This is a genomic window from Acaryochloris sp. IP29b_bin.148 (assembly GCF_028285565.1).
Lineage (GTDB): Bacteria > Cyanobacteriota > Cyanobacteriia > Thermosynechococcales > Thermosynechococcaceae > Acaryochloris.
This window is the reverse complement of sequence record NZ_JANQOY010000208.1, coordinates 1-18,027: the sequence shown is the minus strand read 5'-3', so window position 1 is coordinate 18,027 and position 18,027 is coordinate 1. Positions and strand designations below refer to the sequence as shown.

General features: G+C 44.2%; 19 protein-coding genes and 1 pseudogene. 8 read left to right on the top strand and 12 right to left on the bottom strand.

Features of this window, described 5'->3' with window-relative positions; all coding sequences use genetic code 11:
• Positions 1-126 precede the first annotated feature (126 nt).
• Together Q0986_RS18680 and Q0986_RS18675 are read left to right on the top strand one after the other, a co-directional pair.
• Positions 127-366 carry a hypothetical protein gene (locus Q0986_RS18680; RefSeq protein ID WP_299414182.1) on the top strand — a complete coding sequence of 80 codons (240 nt, stop codon included), beginning with the start codon at positions 127-129 and terminating at the stop codon, positions 364-366.
• Between the two features lie 11 nt (positions 367-377).
• A complete protein-coding gene (locus Q0986_RS18675) occupies positions 378-674 on the top strand; it encodes a hypothetical protein (RefSeq protein ID WP_299414179.1) in 297 nt (98 codons plus the stop codon).
• 331 nt (positions 675-1,005) lie between these two features.
• Here the strand turns inward: Q0986_RS18675 and recJ are convergent, their stop codons facing one another.
• From recJ to Q0986_RS18645, 7 genes and pseudogenes are all read right to left on the bottom strand, one after another.
• Entirely contained in the window at positions 1,006-3,312 is a 2,307-nt protein-coding gene (recJ, locus tag Q0986_RS18670; RefSeq protein ID WP_299414176.1) for a single-stranded-DNA-specific exonuclease RecJ, read from the bottom strand.
• A complete protein-coding gene (locus Q0986_RS18665; protein WP_299414173.1) occupies positions 3,302-3,469 on the bottom strand; it encodes a hypothetical protein in 168 nt (55 codons plus the stop codon). Before Q0986_RS18665 ends, recJ begins: the two co-directional genes overlap by 11 nt.
• A 188-nt stretch (positions 3,470-3,657) precedes the next feature.
• Positions 3,658-4,398 carry a helix-turn-helix transcriptional regulator gene (locus Q0986_RS18660; protein ID WP_299414170.1) on the bottom strand — a complete coding sequence of 247 codons (741 nt, stop codon included), beginning with the start codon at positions 4,396-4,398 and terminating at the stop codon, positions 3,658-3,660.
• Positions 4,399-4,475: 77 nt separating this feature from the next.
• Positions 4,476-5,558, bottom strand: coding sequence for a hypothetical protein (locus Q0986_RS18655; protein WP_299414167.1), 1,083 nt, complete (start codon positions 5,556-5,558; stop codon positions 4,476-4,478).
• A 48-nt stretch (positions 5,559-5,606) separates the two neighbouring features.
• Positions 5,607-6,032: pseudogene (locus Q0986_RS23045) on the bottom strand (VanZ family protein); the annotation flags it as partial.
• Positions 6,033-6,104: 72 nt separating this feature from the next.
• Positions 6,105-7,406, bottom strand: coding sequence for a cytochrome P450 (locus Q0986_RS18650; protein ID WP_299414166.1), 1,302 nt, complete (start codon positions 7,404-7,406; stop codon positions 6,105-6,107).
• 286 nt (positions 7,407-7,692) lie between these two features.
• A complete protein-coding gene (locus Q0986_RS18645; protein ID WP_299414163.1) occupies positions 7,693-8,433 on the bottom strand; it encodes a glycosyltransferase in 741 nt (246 codons plus the stop codon).
• Between the two features lie 462 nt (positions 8,434-8,895).
• Between Q0986_RS18645 and Q0986_RS18640 the strand changes: the two genes are divergently transcribed.
• The gene (locus Q0986_RS18640; RefSeq protein ID WP_299414160.1) at positions 8,896-9,438 is read left to right on the top strand and encodes a DUF4334 domain-containing protein; all 543 of its coding nucleotides are present in this window, start codon (positions 8,896-8,898) and stop codon (positions 9,436-9,438) included.
• A gap of 166 nt (positions 9,439-9,604) precedes the next feature.
• Here the strand turns inward: Q0986_RS18640 and Q0986_RS18635 are convergent, their stop codons facing one another.
• The 4 genes from Q0986_RS18635 to Q0986_RS18620 form a co-directional block, all read right to left on the bottom strand.
• Positions 9,605-10,564, bottom strand: coding sequence for a glycosyltransferase (locus tag Q0986_RS18635; protein WP_299414157.1), 960 nt, complete (start codon positions 10,562-10,564; stop codon positions 9,605-9,607).
• Positions 10,565-10,642: 78 nt separating this feature from the next.
• Positions 10,643-11,527, bottom strand: coding sequence for a DUF3050 domain-containing protein (locus tag Q0986_RS18630; RefSeq protein ID WP_299414154.1), 885 nt, complete (start codon positions 11,525-11,527; stop codon positions 10,643-10,645).
• Positions 11,528-11,608: 81 nt separating this feature from the next.
• Positions 11,609-12,130: a hypothetical protein gene (locus Q0986_RS18625; RefSeq protein ID WP_299414151.1), complete on the bottom strand. Its 522-nt coding sequence runs from the start codon at positions 12,128-12,130 to the stop codon at positions 11,609-11,611.
• A 480-nt stretch (positions 12,131-12,610) separates the two neighbouring features.
• Entirely contained in the window at positions 12,611-13,501 is an 891-nt protein-coding gene (locus tag Q0986_RS18620; protein ID WP_299414149.1) for an AraC family transcriptional regulator, read from the bottom strand.
• 414 nt (positions 13,502-13,915) lie between these two features.
• Between Q0986_RS18620 and fghA the strand changes: the two genes are divergently transcribed.
• The 4 genes from fghA to Q0986_RS18600 all read left to right on the top strand — a co-directional run bounded on the left by fghA (position 13,916) and on the right by Q0986_RS18600 (position 17,071).
• Positions 13,916-14,761, top strand: coding sequence for an S-formylglutathione hydrolase (fghA, locus tag Q0986_RS18615; RefSeq protein ID WP_299414146.1), 846 nt, complete (start codon positions 13,916-13,918; stop codon positions 14,759-14,761).
• A gap of 410 nt (positions 14,762-15,171) precedes the next feature.
• Positions 15,172-15,843 (top strand): hypothetical protein, encoded by a 672-nt coding sequence (locus Q0986_RS18610; RefSeq protein ID WP_299414143.1) that lies wholly within the window; start codon positions 15,172-15,174, stop codon positions 15,841-15,843.
• Between the two features lie 258 nt (positions 15,844-16,101).
• Positions 16,102-16,341: a hypothetical protein gene (locus tag Q0986_RS18605; RefSeq protein WP_299414140.1), complete on the top strand. Its 240-nt coding sequence runs from the start codon at positions 16,102-16,104 to the stop codon at positions 16,339-16,341.
• A gap of 520 nt (positions 16,342-16,861) precedes the next feature.
• On the top strand, positions 16,862-17,071 hold the full coding sequence (locus tag Q0986_RS18600; protein ID WP_299414137.1) for a hypothetical protein: 210 nt from the start codon (positions 16,862-16,864) through the stop codon (positions 17,069-17,071).
• Between the two features lie 264 nt (positions 17,072-17,335).
• On the opposite strand, the gene Q0986_RS18595 is transcribed toward Q0986_RS18600, so the two are convergent.
• Positions 17,336-17,515, bottom strand: coding sequence for a hypothetical protein (locus tag Q0986_RS18595; protein WP_299414134.1), 180 nt, complete (start codon positions 17,513-17,515; stop codon positions 17,336-17,338).
• Between the two features lie 232 nt (positions 17,516-17,747).
• Between Q0986_RS18595 and Q0986_RS23040 the strand changes: the two genes are divergently transcribed.
• Positions 17,748-17,954 (top strand): DUF1830 domain-containing protein, encoded by a 207-nt coding sequence (locus Q0986_RS23040; protein WP_366918628.1) that lies wholly within the window; start codon positions 17,748-17,750, stop codon positions 17,952-17,954.
• Positions 17,955-18,027 lie beyond the last annotated feature (73 nt).

The following is an 18,027-nucleotide window of genomic DNA, read 5'->3' as shown; positions in this document are numbered from 1 at the left end:
CTTCGAGATGCCCTAGCCATATAGATTGAGTCCACCTGTAAATTTTCCCGGGTTTTCCTACCCAGCCTGAGTTTTATGGGTTTTACAATGGTCTAATGCCACTCAAATCACAAGGTACCTTGTTGAATGAAAGCCAAAATCGTCCTCTGCGATGACGAAGGCAATATTCTGTCGGACTCCTCTTCAACCGCTCATTCCTTTGAACTGGGTAATCAAACCCTAAACGAGATCGAACAAGCGGTTGAGCAGTTTCGTCGTCAGGCTCTTCCAGAGCTGGAGTCAGAGTTACTCAAATCAGCTCAACAGCAGCATTCAGAAGATTTTAAAAAACAGGACGAATCACCCTCAACGGCAATCAACGAATAACGGTCAAGACCTTGCACGGTGAATTTAGCTTCACTCAACAACGATTCAAGTTGGATGGTCAAGAACGGACCTACTTTGAATTGGCAAATCAGTGTCTTGAAGGCCACTTCAGCAGTGGTTTACAAAAGTTGAGCGCTTATTACGCCCATCGCATGAGCTATGAAGAAGTAGAAAAACTGGTTGAAAGAATGACCAGGAGACGGTCACTCAGCGATCAATGGAGCTGGCACGGGGTGATCGCAAAATCCGTCGAGGTCAGCCAGCAGATTGCTGATGAAACCTGGAGTTGGTGGTCAAAGCGAAGCTGATTGACACCTATGGAGAGGGTCGCTCTGACAAGCCTTTAAACACCGTCGTCGCCAGCAGGTTGGGAAGACAGTTGGCAGTGGTCGAGTTGAAAAGGGAGTGGATGTTGTCATCGGGCACCGTCAGAAGAATAAAAAGGGATGAGTTGATCTGAACGAGGAAGTCGAGCTTTAGCTGTACTGAAAACCGTGGAGCTTAATGGTCAATGGCAGCAGCTGTGGTTCTCTCAAACCAATGCAGGATAAGAAAACCCGGAAAAATTTACAGGTGGACACAGACTTCTGACCATTGATCAGGCAAGCTTATCGATTGCGCCCTGAAGCCTTGTGGATTTCAGGTAGGATCAGCATAGGCTCCGATCACATCCACCGAGATGGTTTGAAAGTATCGCTGCTGAAATTGCTCTTCTCGCACCGCATCTAGAAATTTCAGAATAGCCTGCTGACGTTCTGCAGGTGCCAACACGTCAGCAGTTGGGTTAAAACCCAACTGCACCGCCTGAGGCTGCCCCTGCACCACAAACCCAAAGACTTGCAAACTGTCTAAGCCCACTTGCAGCGCCTGAGGACCAATGTTTAACCTCGATTGCAGCAGCGCCAGACTGACGCTTTCCTCGGTACGAGCTAAAAACTTTGCCAACCCCACTAATCGCTGCCAGACGGTTGCTGTATCGGCTACATCCGGTTCTTCGTAGGCGATGGCTAGAGGTTTTCCAACCATTTGGGCCTGTGTAATCCAATCTTGGACCGTTGACCAAGAATGAGGGCACTGATGGACCACCAGCGCCTGGTCAGCCTGTGTTTGCCCCTGCCGCCAATCCAGAATGGGGTAAGCCGCCTGGGTGAGGTTGTCTGCCGCTGGGCGAACGGCTGCTAAACGCACCTCGTATCGCTTTTTGTAGGCATTGAAATCTAACTCCACAATGGCATCACAGGCATCAGTCGGAATCTCTTCTTTGTAATGGCCCCACCACAGTCCAGAAAACCCTGCCGTCAAGGAAGCATCACAGATCTTGAAAGTGGTTTTGATGTATTGAACTTTGTTGCCCTTGCGATCGCGAATATTTTCATTCCACACCTGTTCAAACCAGCAGTTGCGAATCAATATCTTCGGCACTGGATTTCCCATTCCACAAGGTTCTAACCACTTCAGCTCCTTAAAGAGCGAACGCCCCCCATCGGCAGCGATTTCGGCTAGCGTCAGCACTAAATCGGCCTGGATCACGGCTGCAGGAGCGGTGGTCTGCTGCTGCCGAGCTTGCTGATTAATCCCTGCGACTAACAACGGAAGATTGGCCACGGGTAAACTCAATCCTGCGGCAAAGGGATGGCCGCCAAAACTTGTCAGTAAACTGGCCTGACTGTGAACCAGCTGATATAGATCAATCTGATTGACCGACCGGGCCGATCCACGGGCCAGTCTAACGCTGCCATCTTCAGCGACCGTTTCCTCACACAAGAGAATCGTGGGCCGACCATAGGTTTGGGCAATCTGACCGGCCACTAACCCTAATACGCCAATGGGCCATTGCGGATTGCTCAAGACAATCACGGACGTTGTGGATAGATCGAGCTGATCGAGTTGGCGAGTGACCTGTTTCAGGACATCTTTTTGTAAGGATTTGCGGCGAGTATTCGCCAGTTCAGTCTCTTCCGCCAACTGTTGGCAACGGGCTGGGTCTTTACTGGTTAATAGCTCAACGCAAAAGCTTGCCTCACCATGAATCCGGCTGACGGCATTGATGCGGGGACCGAGACCAAAGGAAATATCAGTGGGCCGATCGCCATTGCGTTTACACAGTTCCAAAAGCTTGGCAACGCCCGGTCGGGTTCGTTGCGTCAGCTGTCGTTGCAATTGCTGAATTCCTCGCTGGGCCAAGTAACGGCAGTCCCCTTTCAGGTCTACCAGATCGGCAATTAGGCCAATCGCCACCAGATCTAATAAATGGTCTAGGGGCTGCTCAGGAACCTTTGGCAAAGCAGAATAGAGAGCTTCCACTAGCTTATATGCCACGGCCACTCCAGACAGATGGGCTAAGGGATGATCCGATGGTAATGAGCGGGGGTTAATGATAGCGACCACCGGTGGCCGTTCTGGGGGAAGCGTGTGATGGTCTGTGATGATCACCTCTAGGCCCAGATCGTTGGCATATTCAATTTCGGCAAGATTGGTACTGCCCGTATCGCAGGTCACGATCAGCTGATAACCTTGAGCCGCTAAACGCTCAATACCCGGTCGATGGAGACCATGGGATTCAGTAATGCGATTGGGAATGGTGTAGGTGAGGGAGTGATTCTGAGGAAAAAACTGTCCGAGTCCGTCCCAGAGAACGGCGGTAGAGGTGATGCCGTCGGCATCGAAGTCACCCCAAATCGCTACTTTTTGGTTGCGATCGCACGCCTGAATCAGTCGTTGAATCGCCTGTGCCATTTCCACTCCAAAGGCAGAAGGAGGCATCGGTGGGTAGTGATTGGGATCTAAAAAACTAGGGATAGCCTGGGGGTCATGAAAGCCCCGTTGCCAAAGAAGTTGTGCCAGATACTGACCGGAAATCTCTGGTGCTATCTGCTGAATATCAGCAATAAGCCACTCAGGTGGCGTGACGGTTTGAACAAGATGCCATTGGAGATCAGTGGGCATTCGCAATCGCGTTGGCAGCGTTTTGCTCAATTAACTCGTCCACCAAAGATGAATAATGGCGGATACCAATTTCTCCTTTAAGATAGCGCTGATAGACCTCGGCAATCGCTTGCATCAGGGTCTGGTTGTGAGGGGCTGATAATGTAGTCGTAGTCATGATATATCGATCCCTTTGTGAATAGTTTCAGTTAAGTCAACGCAGACTTATTTTCGAATTAACTCAACAATACAGAGTTCAAATACCAAACAAATCCGGAAAAATACGGATTATTTAGAAGTACCCCAACGAAAGTTTTCGGAGAGAGCTAGAGTGCTTATAAATAGAGGCTTTGAAGCTTTTTATCCCTATAGGGGTGAGACTTTTGCCCGGTATAAAAGCTGCTCGCCCTGACGGTAGCCCACATAGCGGACTCTGACTTGTTCTCCCAATTGAGGTTGCTTGCCATCAGGCATAAGCTGGTGCCACTGTGGATCGTAGGTCGTCTCAATGCCGACTTCACCAATGGGAACAATGCCCCAAGCGGTCAATAATTGCTCTAGTGGCCGTAGCAACGGTAACAGTTTAACCGCGGGCGCATCCGGTTTTTTACGGGCAACATAGGCAGCCGTCGGCCATTGCAGCAATAAAGGTTCTAGCATTTGCAAGGTTGATTGTTGAGCCTCCTGCCGCAGTTGCGCCTTCTGGTTTTGGAGTTGAGTTTGTAACCGTCGATACTCGTTTTTAAGGGTTTCTAGCTCTTGTTGGAGTTGGAAAAGGTGGGGAGCGGCCGAGGACGGTTCAGACTTTTTCCGTAAATTTACTGAGAATGATGGAGTAGAACAAGACTGCTCTTCCAGCGCTGGTATTTCTGTAGAGGGTGAAAACGTTTCTATGAGGACGTCATTAGGCACTTGTAGGGTTTGGCTGAGCTGCAATACTTGACCGACCCGGAGATTTTGAATACGTCCTTGTCTCACCCCATTAATCTGGGTCCGTGATAGGTGAGTGGCCCGCGACAGTGACGCAAAGCTAGGGATGCCTACTTGTTGCATCAACTGTTTTAACTGGGGGGTGTAATCCGGGGTAAATGATGATTTGCCTGACATCAATAAACCAACCCAAAACCAGAGTCAAACATACCATTTAACTCTCTCAATCGTTTGATGGAGACGTCGCCTGGGCGTTACGGATGCGCTTTTCTGATGCCTCTGCTCAGGGTTAGCCAAGACCAAAATCGGATACCGCCACTGACTAGCAACAGAGTAAACGTCATAATGGCAGCACCTAGAAGGATATTACTAAGACTGATTGCCCTGCCAGTACCAGTGGCTAAGATGACTTCCAGCAGCAAAACGGGTGCCAAGCCTCCCATAAAACTCCATAGAATCACAAACCCTACATTTCCCTGATAGAACATCGTCATCAGAGACAGGATTAAGCCTAACGGCACAAAAATAAGACTGTAGTAAACAAGGGCATAAATCAATAAGTTGTCATCAATTTCACCAGGGAAGATGTTCAGCAGAGCAGATTTCCCAGGGATAAGCTCCAAGTAAAAGGAATGCTCTACGCTATCAATAAAAACCTGTAGGAGTGAATTGGCATAGGTAATAGCGATCAGGTGAGGGGTTGTATCTGAGAAAATATCAGGGACAATCAGCTCAGGTCGCAGTCCATTCTCACCGGTGATAGGTGTACGAATGCGAAAAGCTAAATTTGGCCCTTCTTGACCTAAGGTAAAATTTCTGTGGTAAGGACTGCCTGAGAGTGAAATAATGCGAGCGGGGCCAGTCTGATTAACCTTCGAAGTAGAGACTGTTGTGATTAATGTGAACTGAGACGTTTCACGAATCTTTTCTGTTATCCAGTTAGCCGAGCGTTCCGTTGCCAGCCAGTGCTGAGAGTTCAGTATTGGCTGGCAATTTCCCTGACATTCTGGTCGGTCTCCTTGCCAAACTAGGCGGGGCGATTCCCCGATCTGATCTGGATAGCTGTCTTGACCAGATAACGAATAGAAGGCCACAGCCTTTTGACGCAGCAGTCTGAGGTCATCCGGCGATGCAAATGCTTGGATGAGTTCACTTTTTGCCAGGACTTGGTTTGCAATATATAGGTCAGAAATAGTGCCCTGCCAAGGCCGATCTTGTGTTTGCTCATTACCTAATATGAGTGAGAAGTTAGGGTCCCAACTTTTTAAATGGGACCCCCTTGGTAGAGGGATAGAGAATAAGAATGTTAAGGTCATGTATAAAACAAGACAAGCCATCAGCCTCCTAAGAGAAATAAATTGCTTAAACTGGGGCAGATAAAAGCAAAGGGCTCCCAATAACCCGCCTAAGCTATTGGCAACAATGTCGCTCCACGTACTAGCCCGTGAGGGCAAGAATATCTGGATAAGCTCAACAAGCAGCGATAAGCTTAAACTCGCCAATAAGATTATTATTAAGGGTTTCCACTGTAATTTTTTCGTAGAGAAGAGATAGGTGGTACTGAGGCCCAAGGGCATAAATAAAATGATATTTAAAGTGACGTCATAAATATTAGATGGATTATTGAAATAGGTATGAATAGCAACAAGAGAGAATGTATTCGGATCGGTAAATTTAAATGGATATAGCGTCATCAACAGTATAAATAGCAAGCTCGATACTGCTGCGATCAATGCTATTCTTTGCTTGTGAGAATAAGTTGACTTTGGATGAGGTTTTTTCGAGGATTCTTTGTTGAATTCATCACTCATATATCAAGCTTATCTAGATGGTTAGATTATTATGCTATCAGCAAAACAAGCTAGCCTCCGTTAACTCAATGTTTAGGCTATTCTTTGAACCCGAATCGTTTTTTGTGGGCCTAAGTTAACAGCTCGTCGTCCTGGGTAGACGGGATGTTTATTCAGCAGCACTAAACGCACTTGAGTCAGAATGGTCCCTAAGATAATTTTCAGTTCATATTGAGCTAATGCGGCTCCTACGCAACGACGTACCCCTCCGCCAAAGGGCATAAACTCGTAGGGAGAAAACGGTTTTTCTAAAAATCGCTCAGGCTTAAACTGGTCAGGCTGGGGATAGAGGTCCTTGCGTTGGTGGATCAAATAGATACAGCCTGTGACCCACAAGCCTGGTTCAAGCAAATAACCACACAGTTCAAGGGGAACTTCAACTCGGCGAAGAAATGTGGAGATGGTGGCCGGATAGATCCGTAGTGTCTCATTACAGACCGCAGTGAGATAGGGAAGCTTGAGATATTCCGCAGGATTCGTGGCGTCGGAAATTGTTTCTAGGGCTTTGAGAAGGTGTTGTTGCACATGAGGCAACGAATAGATCCAGTACATGGCCCAAGTTAACGTGGTCGCCGTTGTATCATGTCCGGCAACCAGTAAAGTTAGCAGTTCATCGCGTAGTGCTTGGTCACTCAGGCCCTTGCCGTCCTCATCCTGAGCCATCATCAGCAGGGAGAGAATATCGGTACGCTCTGGATCAGGGTTGGCGCGTCGTTCCTGGATTTCGGCAAAGACCAGTTTATCTATTTTTGCGATCACTTGGAGCAGACGATGTCCGGGACTCCACGGACCAAAATCATTCTGGAGCCAAGGGAAGAGAATGATGGCAGCGGCGGAAGGGGCGCTGGTTCTCTCAAGGATAATGCGAATTAGCTGCGCTAGTTGGGCATAGCGTTCGCCTTGATGTGGACCAAAGACGACTTGGAGGATAATCTCCTGGGTAATGTCTGCCATCAGACTGCGAACATTCAGGGGTTGGTGTAGAGGCCACTGTGCGATCGCAGTGCTACAAATCTTATGAATCAGCTGCCCATAGACATGGAGGCGATCACCATGAAAAGCAGGCATGATCAACGGTCGGCGACGTTGGTGGTCAGCTCCGCTGAGCAGCATCAGATTTTGTCGACCAAAAAAGGGAGCCAATCGCTCATTGACTTCACCCGGTGCCGAGAATTCTGATCCAGTATCGTGAGTGAGGAGGTATTGCACTGCTTTGGGGTCGCTGACCATAACGAAGGCATTGGAGCTACCCCAACTTAAGCCCGTTTGAAAAATATCCCCATAACGCCTGTGGTGCGCATGCATGTAGCCCACGGGATCGAGAACCCACTGCACGGTTTGTAAAAGCCTCGGCTGTCTAGATTTAGGTATAGATACCAATGGTGCCTCCTCATGCCCTGCTGTTCAAAATTGTTGTAGGAGAGCCTGAGCTTGTTAAAAATAGGTAGATTTCGCCGTGATAACAGCTAGTCCAATCATCATTTGTCTCAAGTGCTTATCGGCTTATGTCTATGGCAAATATTGGCAGAAAAGCTTGGGAAGACCAGTGACCCACATAGCCAGATCCTTTGCGTAGGCCTTTATTTCCTCTGTATAGATCTATATAGATCTATCGGCCCGTCTAAGGATCTTTACGCACGGAGAATAACTGACTAACCGGATAGCTGTACCAAGTTTCGATCATCTGGTAAAGCCCACTTTTATCTTCTCCACAACCGTGAAAGATAAAAGACTCTTGGGGGCGCAAGGAGATATTTTTCAATGACGTTAAAGGCTGGAGGTAGTTATAGCGATACCCCAGATTATGAATGTCAAACTTGAGGCGCAGCCGTTCACTATTTAAGTAAGGCATATCCCACCATCTAAAGCGGGGCGGCGCAATCGAACCATCTAGATTTCTGGCAGGAAAAGATTTGATCTTGTCTGGCCAAGTAAATAAGGGTTGATGGGTTTGAGAAATCACCATCATGCCTGAGTTAAACCAATCATTCGAATGCCCAGGATAGGAAACGCCACCATAGCGGCAAGCCTCTTCAAACACCTGATCTCGATTGAAATAAGGAGAAGACTCACAAACAACGCCTAACTGATTGGCATCAACCAAGTTAAATAAATTGGGACAGTCGGGATGGATAACCATATCGCTGTCGAGGTATAGGATGCGATCGTAGTGGTTGAGAAATTCATAGATTTGAAATTTCTCTAGCTTGGGGTGATGTAGATTCTCTTTGGTAACTTTGCTATGGGTGATGTTGTAAAAATCAGCTCCAATTTTTGACGAATAGTTCCGAATAATTGGAATAGTTACAGTCCAGTAGCTGAGGTTACCAACACAAAGGGTAATAACAGCATGTTTTGCCATAGAGCGAACCTCAAAACATTAACGTCATGGCTAGCACAAGCTATATCCGGGATATGGAACCATCGATAGGGCTCATTCCCAACATGAAATTGGGGAAGGCTCTCAGTCAGAAATATTTGTTGCAGGTTCTGTTTTGAATGTATAGAGTCTTAAAAATCTATTTTTCTCTCAAAAAGTAGTTAGACTCACAAGAGCTACAGATAATCTTGACATTCCACTATTTAATTTTCTTGCAAGTTCGTGCTGAAATAGCACGTTGTTGCTACGGAATGAGTACACAAATGTTGCGAGTGCTTTAGTATAATGAAGTTTCTATGTCACAATAGATATTAATCTCTAGAAGCCTAGACTTCAACACCAAAAAAGTCTAGCTATACTTGCTTTTTTGTGTTTAGGTGAACCTATTTTTATTGGGTTTCTATATCTCTTAAATAAAACAAGTCATAATAAAAGGCTAAATATATGATCTCTACTGAAAAAGTCTATACAAAACTAATAAAAGAAGTATTAAGTACTGATGAGGTCTTGAATACTTTTGATGAGTTGGAGCCTGTAGATTTGGAGTTTATGATCTCTAGGTGGCGAGGGGCTGAGGTCCAGACCCATCATCCACTCAATGGCTTTTTAGAAGCCACAAATTGGTATGGAAAAGAATTTGTATCAGCTGACCAGGTTCATCCATTACTCTTCACTAATGGCAATAACAATATATTTAAAGTTGCTCCTAACCCAACCGCAACAAAATTCGCACTTCGCTTCCCAATTCTCAAGAGCAAGCATCTTCAACCGATGTTTAAATTAGTGACTGTATTATCCAAGACAGAGGTTAGCCATGCCAGAATTCGAATGATGGAATATCGGCATAAAGTGAGTGCAACTATGATCTACGATAACTTGCCCATTAATGACATTTTTAGGAAAATTGATGAGGATACAGTTCTGGGGTTAATGGATCAGAAAGGTGTACCTAACCCATTCTTTTTTATCTTAAAAAGAGACAAGTAAATAGAGACATAGATAAGATTCCGTCTCGAATCTGTAATATCAAAATTTTTCTCAATACCTTGTATTTAGATAAAGCTGATAATCATCTTATTTTTAGGCATGTCAGAAGTGCAAGAATAAGATTAGGCTCTGCTTTTTGCTGAACGTTTTTGGATCTCATATAGATCTATATTGAAAACAATGATTCGTTGATAATTTTGATATAGTTTCTAGTCAAGTTATTTAAGTCAAAATTCTCTACGGCATATCTAACAATTTCTTTTCGGTGGTACTTATTGATATCAATCATCTTCGTGATTGATTCGGCAACAATCTTCTTGTTCTTCGAATCACTCAATATATTGTCAGGCAATATCGTAATGAAATCCTTGGTATGTAAGTTGGCACTCGCTGATTCAGAAACCACGAGGCATAAGCCTGCCGCTAGAGCCTCAATCACCACAAGCGGTGCTACTTCACCATCACTCATTAACACTAAACAACTATAGTTTGTGAGATTGGCATAGACTTGTTTTTGACTCCAGATACCTAAATATTTTGTGGTGCTTCCTTCAGTAAAATCAGGATCATCTAAAGGACCAATAAAATCTAATGGTAGTGCGCCATCGATCCTATTAGCTAATAGTTTTTGCTGTTTTCTGGGTTGAATCCAACCTAGACAAATAGCCTTATGGTTCCCTGACTCACGAAAACTAACTTGACTAGTATCAATCCCATTAGGTTGAACTCGAAGAAACTTAGAATACCCTTTACCGATAAAAAAGCTTTTTGCTGATGAAGATAGAGCAATGATACCAGGTGTATCCATGCATGAATTAAATGCCTGTTGAAACTTGAGATTCCATTGGCTCTCTTTTAATAAATACCCATAATGACAGGTAAAACAATATTTTTTATTGAGGTGCTGATTGAAGTATTTGACAAAATCAAATGCATGTAAATGAATAAAGTCATACTTGATCGTATTAAGGCAATCTATAACCCGATTTAAATCCTTCTCATTATAAAAATCAACAGTATGCCCAAAAGCTTCTAAACATAATTTATATTTCCATATGAGGTTGTAAATAGAATTAGACATGGGCGGTTTAGGAATATATCCTGCCGCAACTAAAGCGATATTCATCCTGTTTTCCTATGTGGCGAGCGCTATACTTGGGTGATCAGCAAAAATTCTGTTGAGTTATAAGGGCAGTCAATTGGTTCAAGTTTCAATTGCTGCTGCAATGCTATTCCAGAGTTTTAGTCTTGATTGAAGGGCTTCCCTAGCAGCTGTTTGGGCTCGCTGCCAAGCGTCATGACTATTGCCACAAAGACTGATCATGAGCTGCTCACTAGCAGGGCCATGTTCTTGGGCATCCAGCTCAATATGGCGATTCAAATAGTAAACCAAACCCTGAGTGTTGAAATTTTCGGATATGGCAAGGCTCTGAACCACTTGCAAAAACAGATCGGGAATAAGATTTTCGCGACCAAAGAGGAAGTAAGAGGCAACCTCAACCGTGTCATGGGTATGACAGACATCTAATGTTTCCGCTACAAATTGCCTTGCAGCTTGGGGCATTTTGGCTAGCTGTAATGCCTTGTCAGCAGACACCTGCTGTTTCAGTAACTCCTCCAAATGTAAGATGGCCGTGGTGTTGGCTTCCACTTCCTCCATCGCTGCTAGGTAAAGTTGAAAGTGGCTAGCATAGCAACCATCGGGGGTTGCATCGGTTTCTTCTGCCACCACAATTTCGTTAATCATGCGGGCCGCATTTAAATTGGCGGGTTCAGTCCAAATCACCTCAGTGCAGGTCAGCTGCTGTTGTAGTCGCTTGAGTAAACACATAAAATCCCAGACTGCAAACACATGATGCTCCATAAATATCTGTAGGGCTGTTTGATTCTGCAGCCGTTGATATACCGGATGCATCAGCAGCTGTTGTCGGAAGGGTGCGATCGCAACTTTTAATGCTTTTAATTGGGTGCAAGCTTCAATCTGCTGTTCAAGCGGGGTTGAAGTTGTAGATGTAGAAAAAGGTGGATGGGGGTTCAGATCGGTCGTGGATCGGACAGGGTGTTCGTTCGGTCGGGTTGAGTGATTCATGGGTCATATGATCTCCAAAGGGCGATATGCTTTGGGGAACCTGATGTTATGACAGCAGAGTAGGGCTTGATCAACAGAGAGCTAGAGGCCAAACTGCTCTTGATAAAAGGGAATTGTCCGCAGCCGAGTATAGTTGGTTGCAATAAATTGTTGTTCATCGGCCAACATCATGTCAGCCATTTCAGCTAACGAGTCACGCCTTGTCCAAGGATAAACCCGGACAAATCGAGGTGTGAACCCACGAAAGACTGCATAAAAGGGGATGGATGTTTCTGGAAAACAGCAAGAAAGGATTGCTTGCGCTAAAAGCGGGGCGGGTAGCGATCGCATGCTGCGACTCTCAAAGCTAATGGGAACACCCGGTCCCAATCGTTGGGACAACTGAAAGGGTGTGCTGGTTGCAATATGGGTATCAAAGGCCAAACCGTGCAGGGCGGCAATGTCTCCCCCGTTCGTTACCATCCATCCTTCCTCTGCGTACAGCCGTTTGGGAATATCCACCCAAGTCGAGAAAATAGCTTTGGGAAAGACTTGAGTGGTGGTTGGAATAATCAGCTGGAAATCCTTGAGATCAGCAATAGCTACCTGATCACAGTGCCTCATTAATGGCCGATCTAAATTTATCAACATTGCGGTTGGCCTACTCAGATATTGATGGTTGTACGGTTGTCTGAATGGGGATAACGTTGATCAAGAAATTTCAATATCTCATTTTTGAGATAGGTTCAGTTTTGAAAGCTATACAAATACTCTGACATTGAAATGATGAATAATCTTGCAAGATCATGCTGCGATTGCATGATCTTGCTGTAGTAGTCAAGGATAGGTTGGCAATAAATAAAATAAAGCAACTCAAACTAGAGTTGATTATCTATAAGAACGGCTTCTATTGTGAAAAAATCGAATCATATAGATTCACTGATTTAGCTAGCTTTAGATCTGGATACATTGTCTACAATCCTTTATTGTTTTTAGTGATTTTTTTGTAGCAAGGCAATAAATATAACTGAGCAAGTTAAAGAGCAAATAAATATTGACTTCGAAGAATCTGGCTGTATTCTATTTTGGTTAATTCAAGTTTTACTAATTGAAAGAATTTCTATACTTTTTTGGTGTGGTTCCAACAAAGTTTTTGAAGTGTCTATTTAGATGGCTCTGATGGGTAAAACCACAATTTAAAGCCACTTCAGCAATGCCAATATTGTCTAGAGTTAATAGTTGTTTCGCTAGATTAATGCGTTGTTGAAGAATGTATTTATAAGGGCTAAGACCTATAGACTGTTTGAAAAGACGACCAAAGTGATACTGGCTCATGCCAGTCAATCCAGCCAACATCTTCAAAGAAATTTCTTCTGGTAAATGATCATTGATATAGTCAGTAACCAATTTGAGTTTATTGGCTGCTAGTCCTCCCTCACCGTGAGGTAAAATATGCTCTTGAGCAGAATATTTTTGAAGTAAGTGAGCCGATAGACAGGTTGCTAAAGAATCAACATAGACCTTTGAAGGATAACCTGAAGCAACTTCATTCTTGAGGGCACATCCTAATTGGCAAATTAGAGGATCTTGAATGTGGCTTCTGACAGCAAGTTCAACAGTATCTGGGTTGATAAACTCAGGATCAACCTTACTCACAAATAATGGGTCTAGGGAAATATTAATAGCAGCCGTACCTGACCTAAAATAAGTCTTGCGAAGCGCGTAAGCTGGATGAAAACAAATGTCACCAACCTCATAGATTCTGGGATACATCTTCCCATTATCGAAGACTTCTACCTCAGTCCGTTTCGTAATAATGGCAATGACATGATGCGGACAATAATGCGCTGGGCATTCTGTTGGCTCTGTTTCAGTATAAACCAGGCTGATATCATTCCATAAATACTTATAGCTTGAAAAGACGGGTTCAATTGAAAGACAATCACGAATACTATTGTCTTTTAATCCATTGACGATTAGTGCATCTTGTTTCATCTCACATCACAGCAAGTAACCTATTTATAGTTCTTGCTAAATATGCTTTTGTTTGGCTGCTAATTATTTCTCAGGCACTAATTATCTATTTATGCAATCTTTTACATACATGAATTTTTATCTTAAAGAATAGTTTTGAGCTGTCGAGATAAAACCATATAACTTCTCTATTTTTAGTTGTTTAGCAAGAAGATGTTCTCCTAGTCAGGAAAGATAGTGAGTAATGCGAACTCTAGCCTCTGTGTTTTTACGATGCGGCGAATTCAAGCATGGGGCACTGTTTTTGTTGAAGGGATGGTTTGATGTGGTGCACTAACGGCAAGAGCTCCGTTGCCTGAGTTTAAGAATCTAGTGAGAGTGGGTGCGATCTCAACCCCATCCCTGATAATGGCGGAGTTGCTTTAGGGTGCGCCTATGTCATCACTCACTTGTCTGCAAGAAACCACCTGCTTTGGCGGCACCATGGGATTTTACAGCTATCCCTCTCAAGTTTGCCGAACCCCCATGAAATTTGCGGTGTATCAGCCTCCCCAAGCGCAAGCAGGTCCAGTTCCGGTGCTCTACTTCTTATCGGGCCTGACCTGTACGGAGGAGAACTTTATGGCTAAAGCGGGGGCACAGCGGTATGCTGCTGAATTAGGGGTGATGCTAGTGGCTCCAGATACCAGTCCTCGGGATGGTGAAACACCGGGTGCTGAAGAGGATTGGGACTTAGGAACTGGGGCTGGCTTTTATGTGAATGCGACAGCTGATCCTTGGGCAAAGCATTACCAGATGTATGACTACGTCGTGGATGAACTGCCCCAGTTGATTGGGGAATATTTTCCTGCACAGTCCGATAGACAGAGTATTTGTGGGCATTCAATGGGCGGACATGGGGCCTTAGTGTGTGGGTTACGGAATCGCGATCGCTATCGTTCCATCTCAGCCTTTGCTCCCATTGTGGCGCCAACTCACTGTCCTTGGGGACAAAAAATTTTTTCCCACTATTTAGGATCGGATCAAGCCACCTGGCAACAATATGATGCCTGTGCGCTTGTCCATCAATATTCAGATGATCGCCCTCTCTTAGTTGACCAAGGCTCCGCAGACTCATTTCTAGAAGAACAGTTACTCTCCCATCGATTGCAAGACGCATGCGATCAAACGGGTCGTTCTCTGACATTACGAATGCAGTCCGGCTATGACCATAGCTATTATTTCATTGCCACCTTTATGGGTGATCATCTGCGTTTCCATGCTGATTATTTGACGACTTAGGGATGACCAAAATGTATTTAACTCATTCGGCTATCAGCATGAGTAAAGTGGAGCCACTGTCGTGATCCTTTCGTGTCTAAATTTATATGAAATTTAGACCTAGCAATCTTTCTAATATTTAACCCTCAGTTTTTGACTGACTAGGTGACAATTATCATATGTAATCTTGATAAATAGTAAGGCTATTATAAACTGAACTAGGCCGACTTTGCTGGATTCACCTCGTCTTAATTCAATAGAATTTGATATGATTGGCTTGTCTCAAGGTAGGTTTATAGAAAAAAGTAAATCCATAATTTGGTACAAGAAATGGGCTATTCTAACACTATATCTCTGTGTTTGTTGTTGCTTTTCTTCTAAAAAGCACATCGGAGAAGTGTTGGAGGGATTAACGCTTACGTCATAGGAGTATGGTGCAACTTAAGAAAGAGTTTTTAAAGATTGACTCTGAGCATTATATTATCTATCTCTCCAGTCACCGTGGAGCTGAATTACCGCCTATACCGAATTTTTATGATATTGCAGATATTCAGGAAGGAGAGTCCCTCAGAGCAGTTCCTGAAGTATTGCCAGGAATGGTTGGACGTCAGAAGTTTTCGCCTGATACCCCTAAAGGGATGAGTATTGCCAAGCAGGCGATTGGTTTGTATGTGGCCTGTGATGAAGTTGACTTTCCAGTTTGTCTAGAACTCTGGGATACCCCGCCTCAGGATGTAGATCCGAATCGATTGAACGACTGGTTTTACGTTGCCGAAGTTAGTTTTGATTTATCGCACGGTGAATTATATATTCACGGCCTGATGGATCATGACAGTGCGAAGCCCATCTATATTGCACCTGATACCTATCGCATCAGAGTGTATTTGGGATCTTTAGACAGGCTGGATGAAGACTATGTTTATGCTCACTGGTCCATCACAGAAGATGAATATGAAGAGGACTATCGAGATGAAGATGATCTAGAAGATGTCGGTTCTCGATTGTATGATCCGGAACGAAACGTCTGGTGCCGTTTGGTGCTATGGCCGAGTGCCTACAGTCTTCCCCAGGCTATTGTGACTCCCTCAAAGCAGAACTCATAGATGTCAAACGTCTAGAGGTGTTTATAGTCACCAACAATGCAGAGGCTCTGCAGCTTTCTAGGTAAAGCTGCGCCGTCCTATTTCCATGAGACGGTTAGTTTTCATGCAGTACATTCCTGAACTGTGTAAAGATGTGTGTCTTTAACCACTAGTCACCATAGCCAGGGGTAGGATCAAGTTGGCATAAATCTAAAGAAAAAATTAAGCAATCTTCGAATGAATGAATTTATGCATATGTAGCTCGTTTGGTATTTCATTGTGTTGTCTCCTTCCCTGCTCCACGGCCTCTGGCAATTAATTGAAGAACTTCCTACCCATGCTCTGATGAGATGGGATGATGTTCGTTTAGTTTCATGGTTGCTAGAACAATTAGAGCATCGTTTTCGATTAAAGAAAGAAGACCGCAAAGGCATTGAGCGATACCTTGAATCCCACCTGCTGCTGATTCGAGAAATGACTGAATCAAGCCAGCCCCCATCTTGTTCTTTAGCGGTATGAGTGAAACGCTCCTTTTGGACATCTCTAATGATGATGGGGAGATGTCCAAAAGTTTTTTATCTTCAGAGGGAAAACGATATACCTGCGTCATTGGCCCAAAAGGCATGCTCTCAACATAGAGATAAAGAACGCGGTTTACATAAAAGTCTTGAGTTGAAATGTTTCACTAGCTGTCTTCTTGAAAACTTGTGTTTCATTTCTGAGAAGAGAAGGTAAAGCTTGACTCGCTCATGGTACTAGCCAGGGAAAGCTGAATCCTCTATATAGCAATAGCTTTGACCTGCTTGTATCTTTGAGACTATAGCTTGTCAATCTAGAAATCTGAGCTTAGAACCCTGGCATTTCGAAATAAATATGACAACTACTTGAGAGTTCTCTTAAAACCTCTAGGCTGGATCAAGAGAAGTATTTTGCTCCGGACAATGGAGCCTTCACTTCATTGCCCATGAGAAAGTACACTCACTATAAAAATGTTGCTCACAAGATTCAATTCACCCCTTAACACACCAAGCTAAGAACAATGTCTCCAGCTCTTCTAAATCAAGTTTGGAAGTTGGTTGATACCATTCCACATCATCAACTGTTAGGATTAAGCGATTCTGCCCTGGTTGATTGGCTAAGTCAACGGTTAGCGGAGCGCCAAGAACTAACCCATGATGAACTAGAAACGGTTAAAGCTTACATTCAAAGCCGCTTAACTCTGATTCGCGATATGGCCGTTGCCAGCTAACTATTAAAGCTGGGTCGCTTTGAATCTTAGGAGCATTCGCTCCAAGAAGGCGCAGGGCTGGCACAAAGAAGTGACACAATACCTCCTCTGGGTAACAGCGCTGGCGAATAAAAGCTGATCAACAATCTTGGAATGCTAGTCAGAACTATCCAGTAGAGCAAAGCCAAATTAGAGAACGGCGCAATAGGTTTAGCCTGCATGTCAAGAGGTCCAATGGTTCTACAGTGAGAAAGATAAAGATTCCCACAATCAGGATGGAAGGGGTTAAGCGGTCTTCAATCCTTTCCTTAATTGATAATTCAGCAAGTCAGTATAAGACAGCAAAGGATAGCCGCAATTCCACTGCACTGGAAGCTCACCCAGATCCATCGCTCGGCGAAGTTCATCTAAGTGGATCTTAAAAACGGCTGTGGCTGCTTCAGGTGAAAGGCCAGAAGAATTCATGATGCCCTCGTTTAGATGGTTGTGGAGTCGATATCAGTAGATCACCAAACCTAAAAATATTATAAATATTTAGTTAAGAAAGTATAAATAAGTTAACATTGTCTTTATGTTTAGGAGCTGCATCTAGGTGTTGACTAGATGCTCTCAGTAAAGGGTTAGCTCTCTTTACTCATAGAAACTGCTGGCCAGTCTTTAAAATCTATTTTTAATACTTTCTCCCGCCAGCCTTTAGATGTTCTGTTTAGAGGCTGGTTTGAGGCATAACTATATGAATCCTATTCTTGAATCTAGACAATCAGAACATGTTTTCTGCAGCTATCACAATTGCTCTAAGCAGTTGCAGATTGCTCGGATTACCAATATTCCGAATTGGTCCTATGAGCGAGTCGTATTTCCCCAGGAGCATTTATTATTTAACGTGAGTTCGACGAAGAAATAGAGCATGAGAAAAGGCTGGGGCATATATTTGCAGTATGTCGTACCGCTTTACCTCAGCCATGTCTATCAGCTTA

Bases quoted from the DNA above. Each gene is read 5' to 3' on its own strand.
- Q0986_RS18680 (WP_299414182.1), top strand. From the start codon at position 127: ATGAAAGCCAAAATCGTCCTCTGCGATGACGAAGGCAATATTCTGTCG.
- recJ (WP_299414176.1), bottom strand. From the start codon at position 3,312: ATGCCCACTGATCTCCAATGGCATCTTGTTCAAACCGTCACGCCACCT.
- Q0986_RS18665 (WP_299414173.1), bottom strand. From the start codon at position 3,469: ATGACTACGACTACATTATCAGCCCCTCACAACCAGACCCTGATGCAA.
- Q0986_RS18660 (WP_299414170.1), bottom strand. From the start codon at position 4,398: ATGTCAGGCAAATCATCATTTACCCCGGATTACACCCCCCAGTTAAAA.
- Q0986_RS18655 (WP_299414167.1), bottom strand. From the start codon at position 5,558: ATGGCTTGTCTTGTTTTATACATGACCTTAACATTCTTATTCTCTATC.
- Q0986_RS18645 (WP_299414163.1), bottom strand. From the start codon at position 8,433: ATGGCAAAACATGCTGTTATTACCCTTTGTGTTGGTAACCTCAGCTAC.
- Q0986_RS18640 (WP_299414160.1), top strand. From the start codon at position 8,896: ATGATCTCTACTGAAAAAGTCTATACAAAACTAATAAAAGAAGTATTA.
- Q0986_RS18635 (WP_299414157.1), bottom strand. From the start codon at position 10,564: ATGAATATCGCTTTAGTTGCGGCAGGATATATTCCTAAACCGCCCATG.
- Q0986_RS18630 (WP_299414154.1), bottom strand. From the start codon at position 11,527: ATGAATCACTCAACCCGACCGAACGAACACCCTGTCCGATCCACGACC.
- Q0986_RS18625 (WP_299414151.1), bottom strand. From the start codon at position 12,130: ATGAGGCACTGTGATCAGGTAGCTATTGCTGATCTCAAGGATTTCCAG.
- Q0986_RS18620 (WP_299414149.1), bottom strand. From the start codon at position 13,501: ATGAAACAAGATGCACTAATCGTCAATGGATTAAAAGACAATAGTATT.
- fghA (WP_299414146.1), top strand. From the start codon at position 13,916: ATGTCATCACTCACTTGTCTGCAAGAAACCACCTGCTTTGGCGGCACC.
- Q0986_RS18610 (WP_299414143.1), top strand. From the start codon at position 15,172: ATGGTGCAACTTAAGAAAGAGTTTTTAAAGATTGACTCTGAGCATTAT.
- Q0986_RS18600 (WP_299414137.1), top strand. From the start codon at position 16,862: ATGTCTCCAGCTCTTCTAAATCAAGTTTGGAAGTTGGTTGATACCATT.
- Q0986_RS18595 (WP_299414134.1), bottom strand. From the start codon at position 17,515: ATGAATTCTTCTGGCCTTTCACCTGAAGCAGCCACAGCCGTTTTTAAG.
- Q0986_RS23040 (WP_366918628.1), top strand. From the start codon at position 17,748: ATGTTCTGTTTAGAGGCTGGTTTGAGGCATAACTATATGAATCCTATT.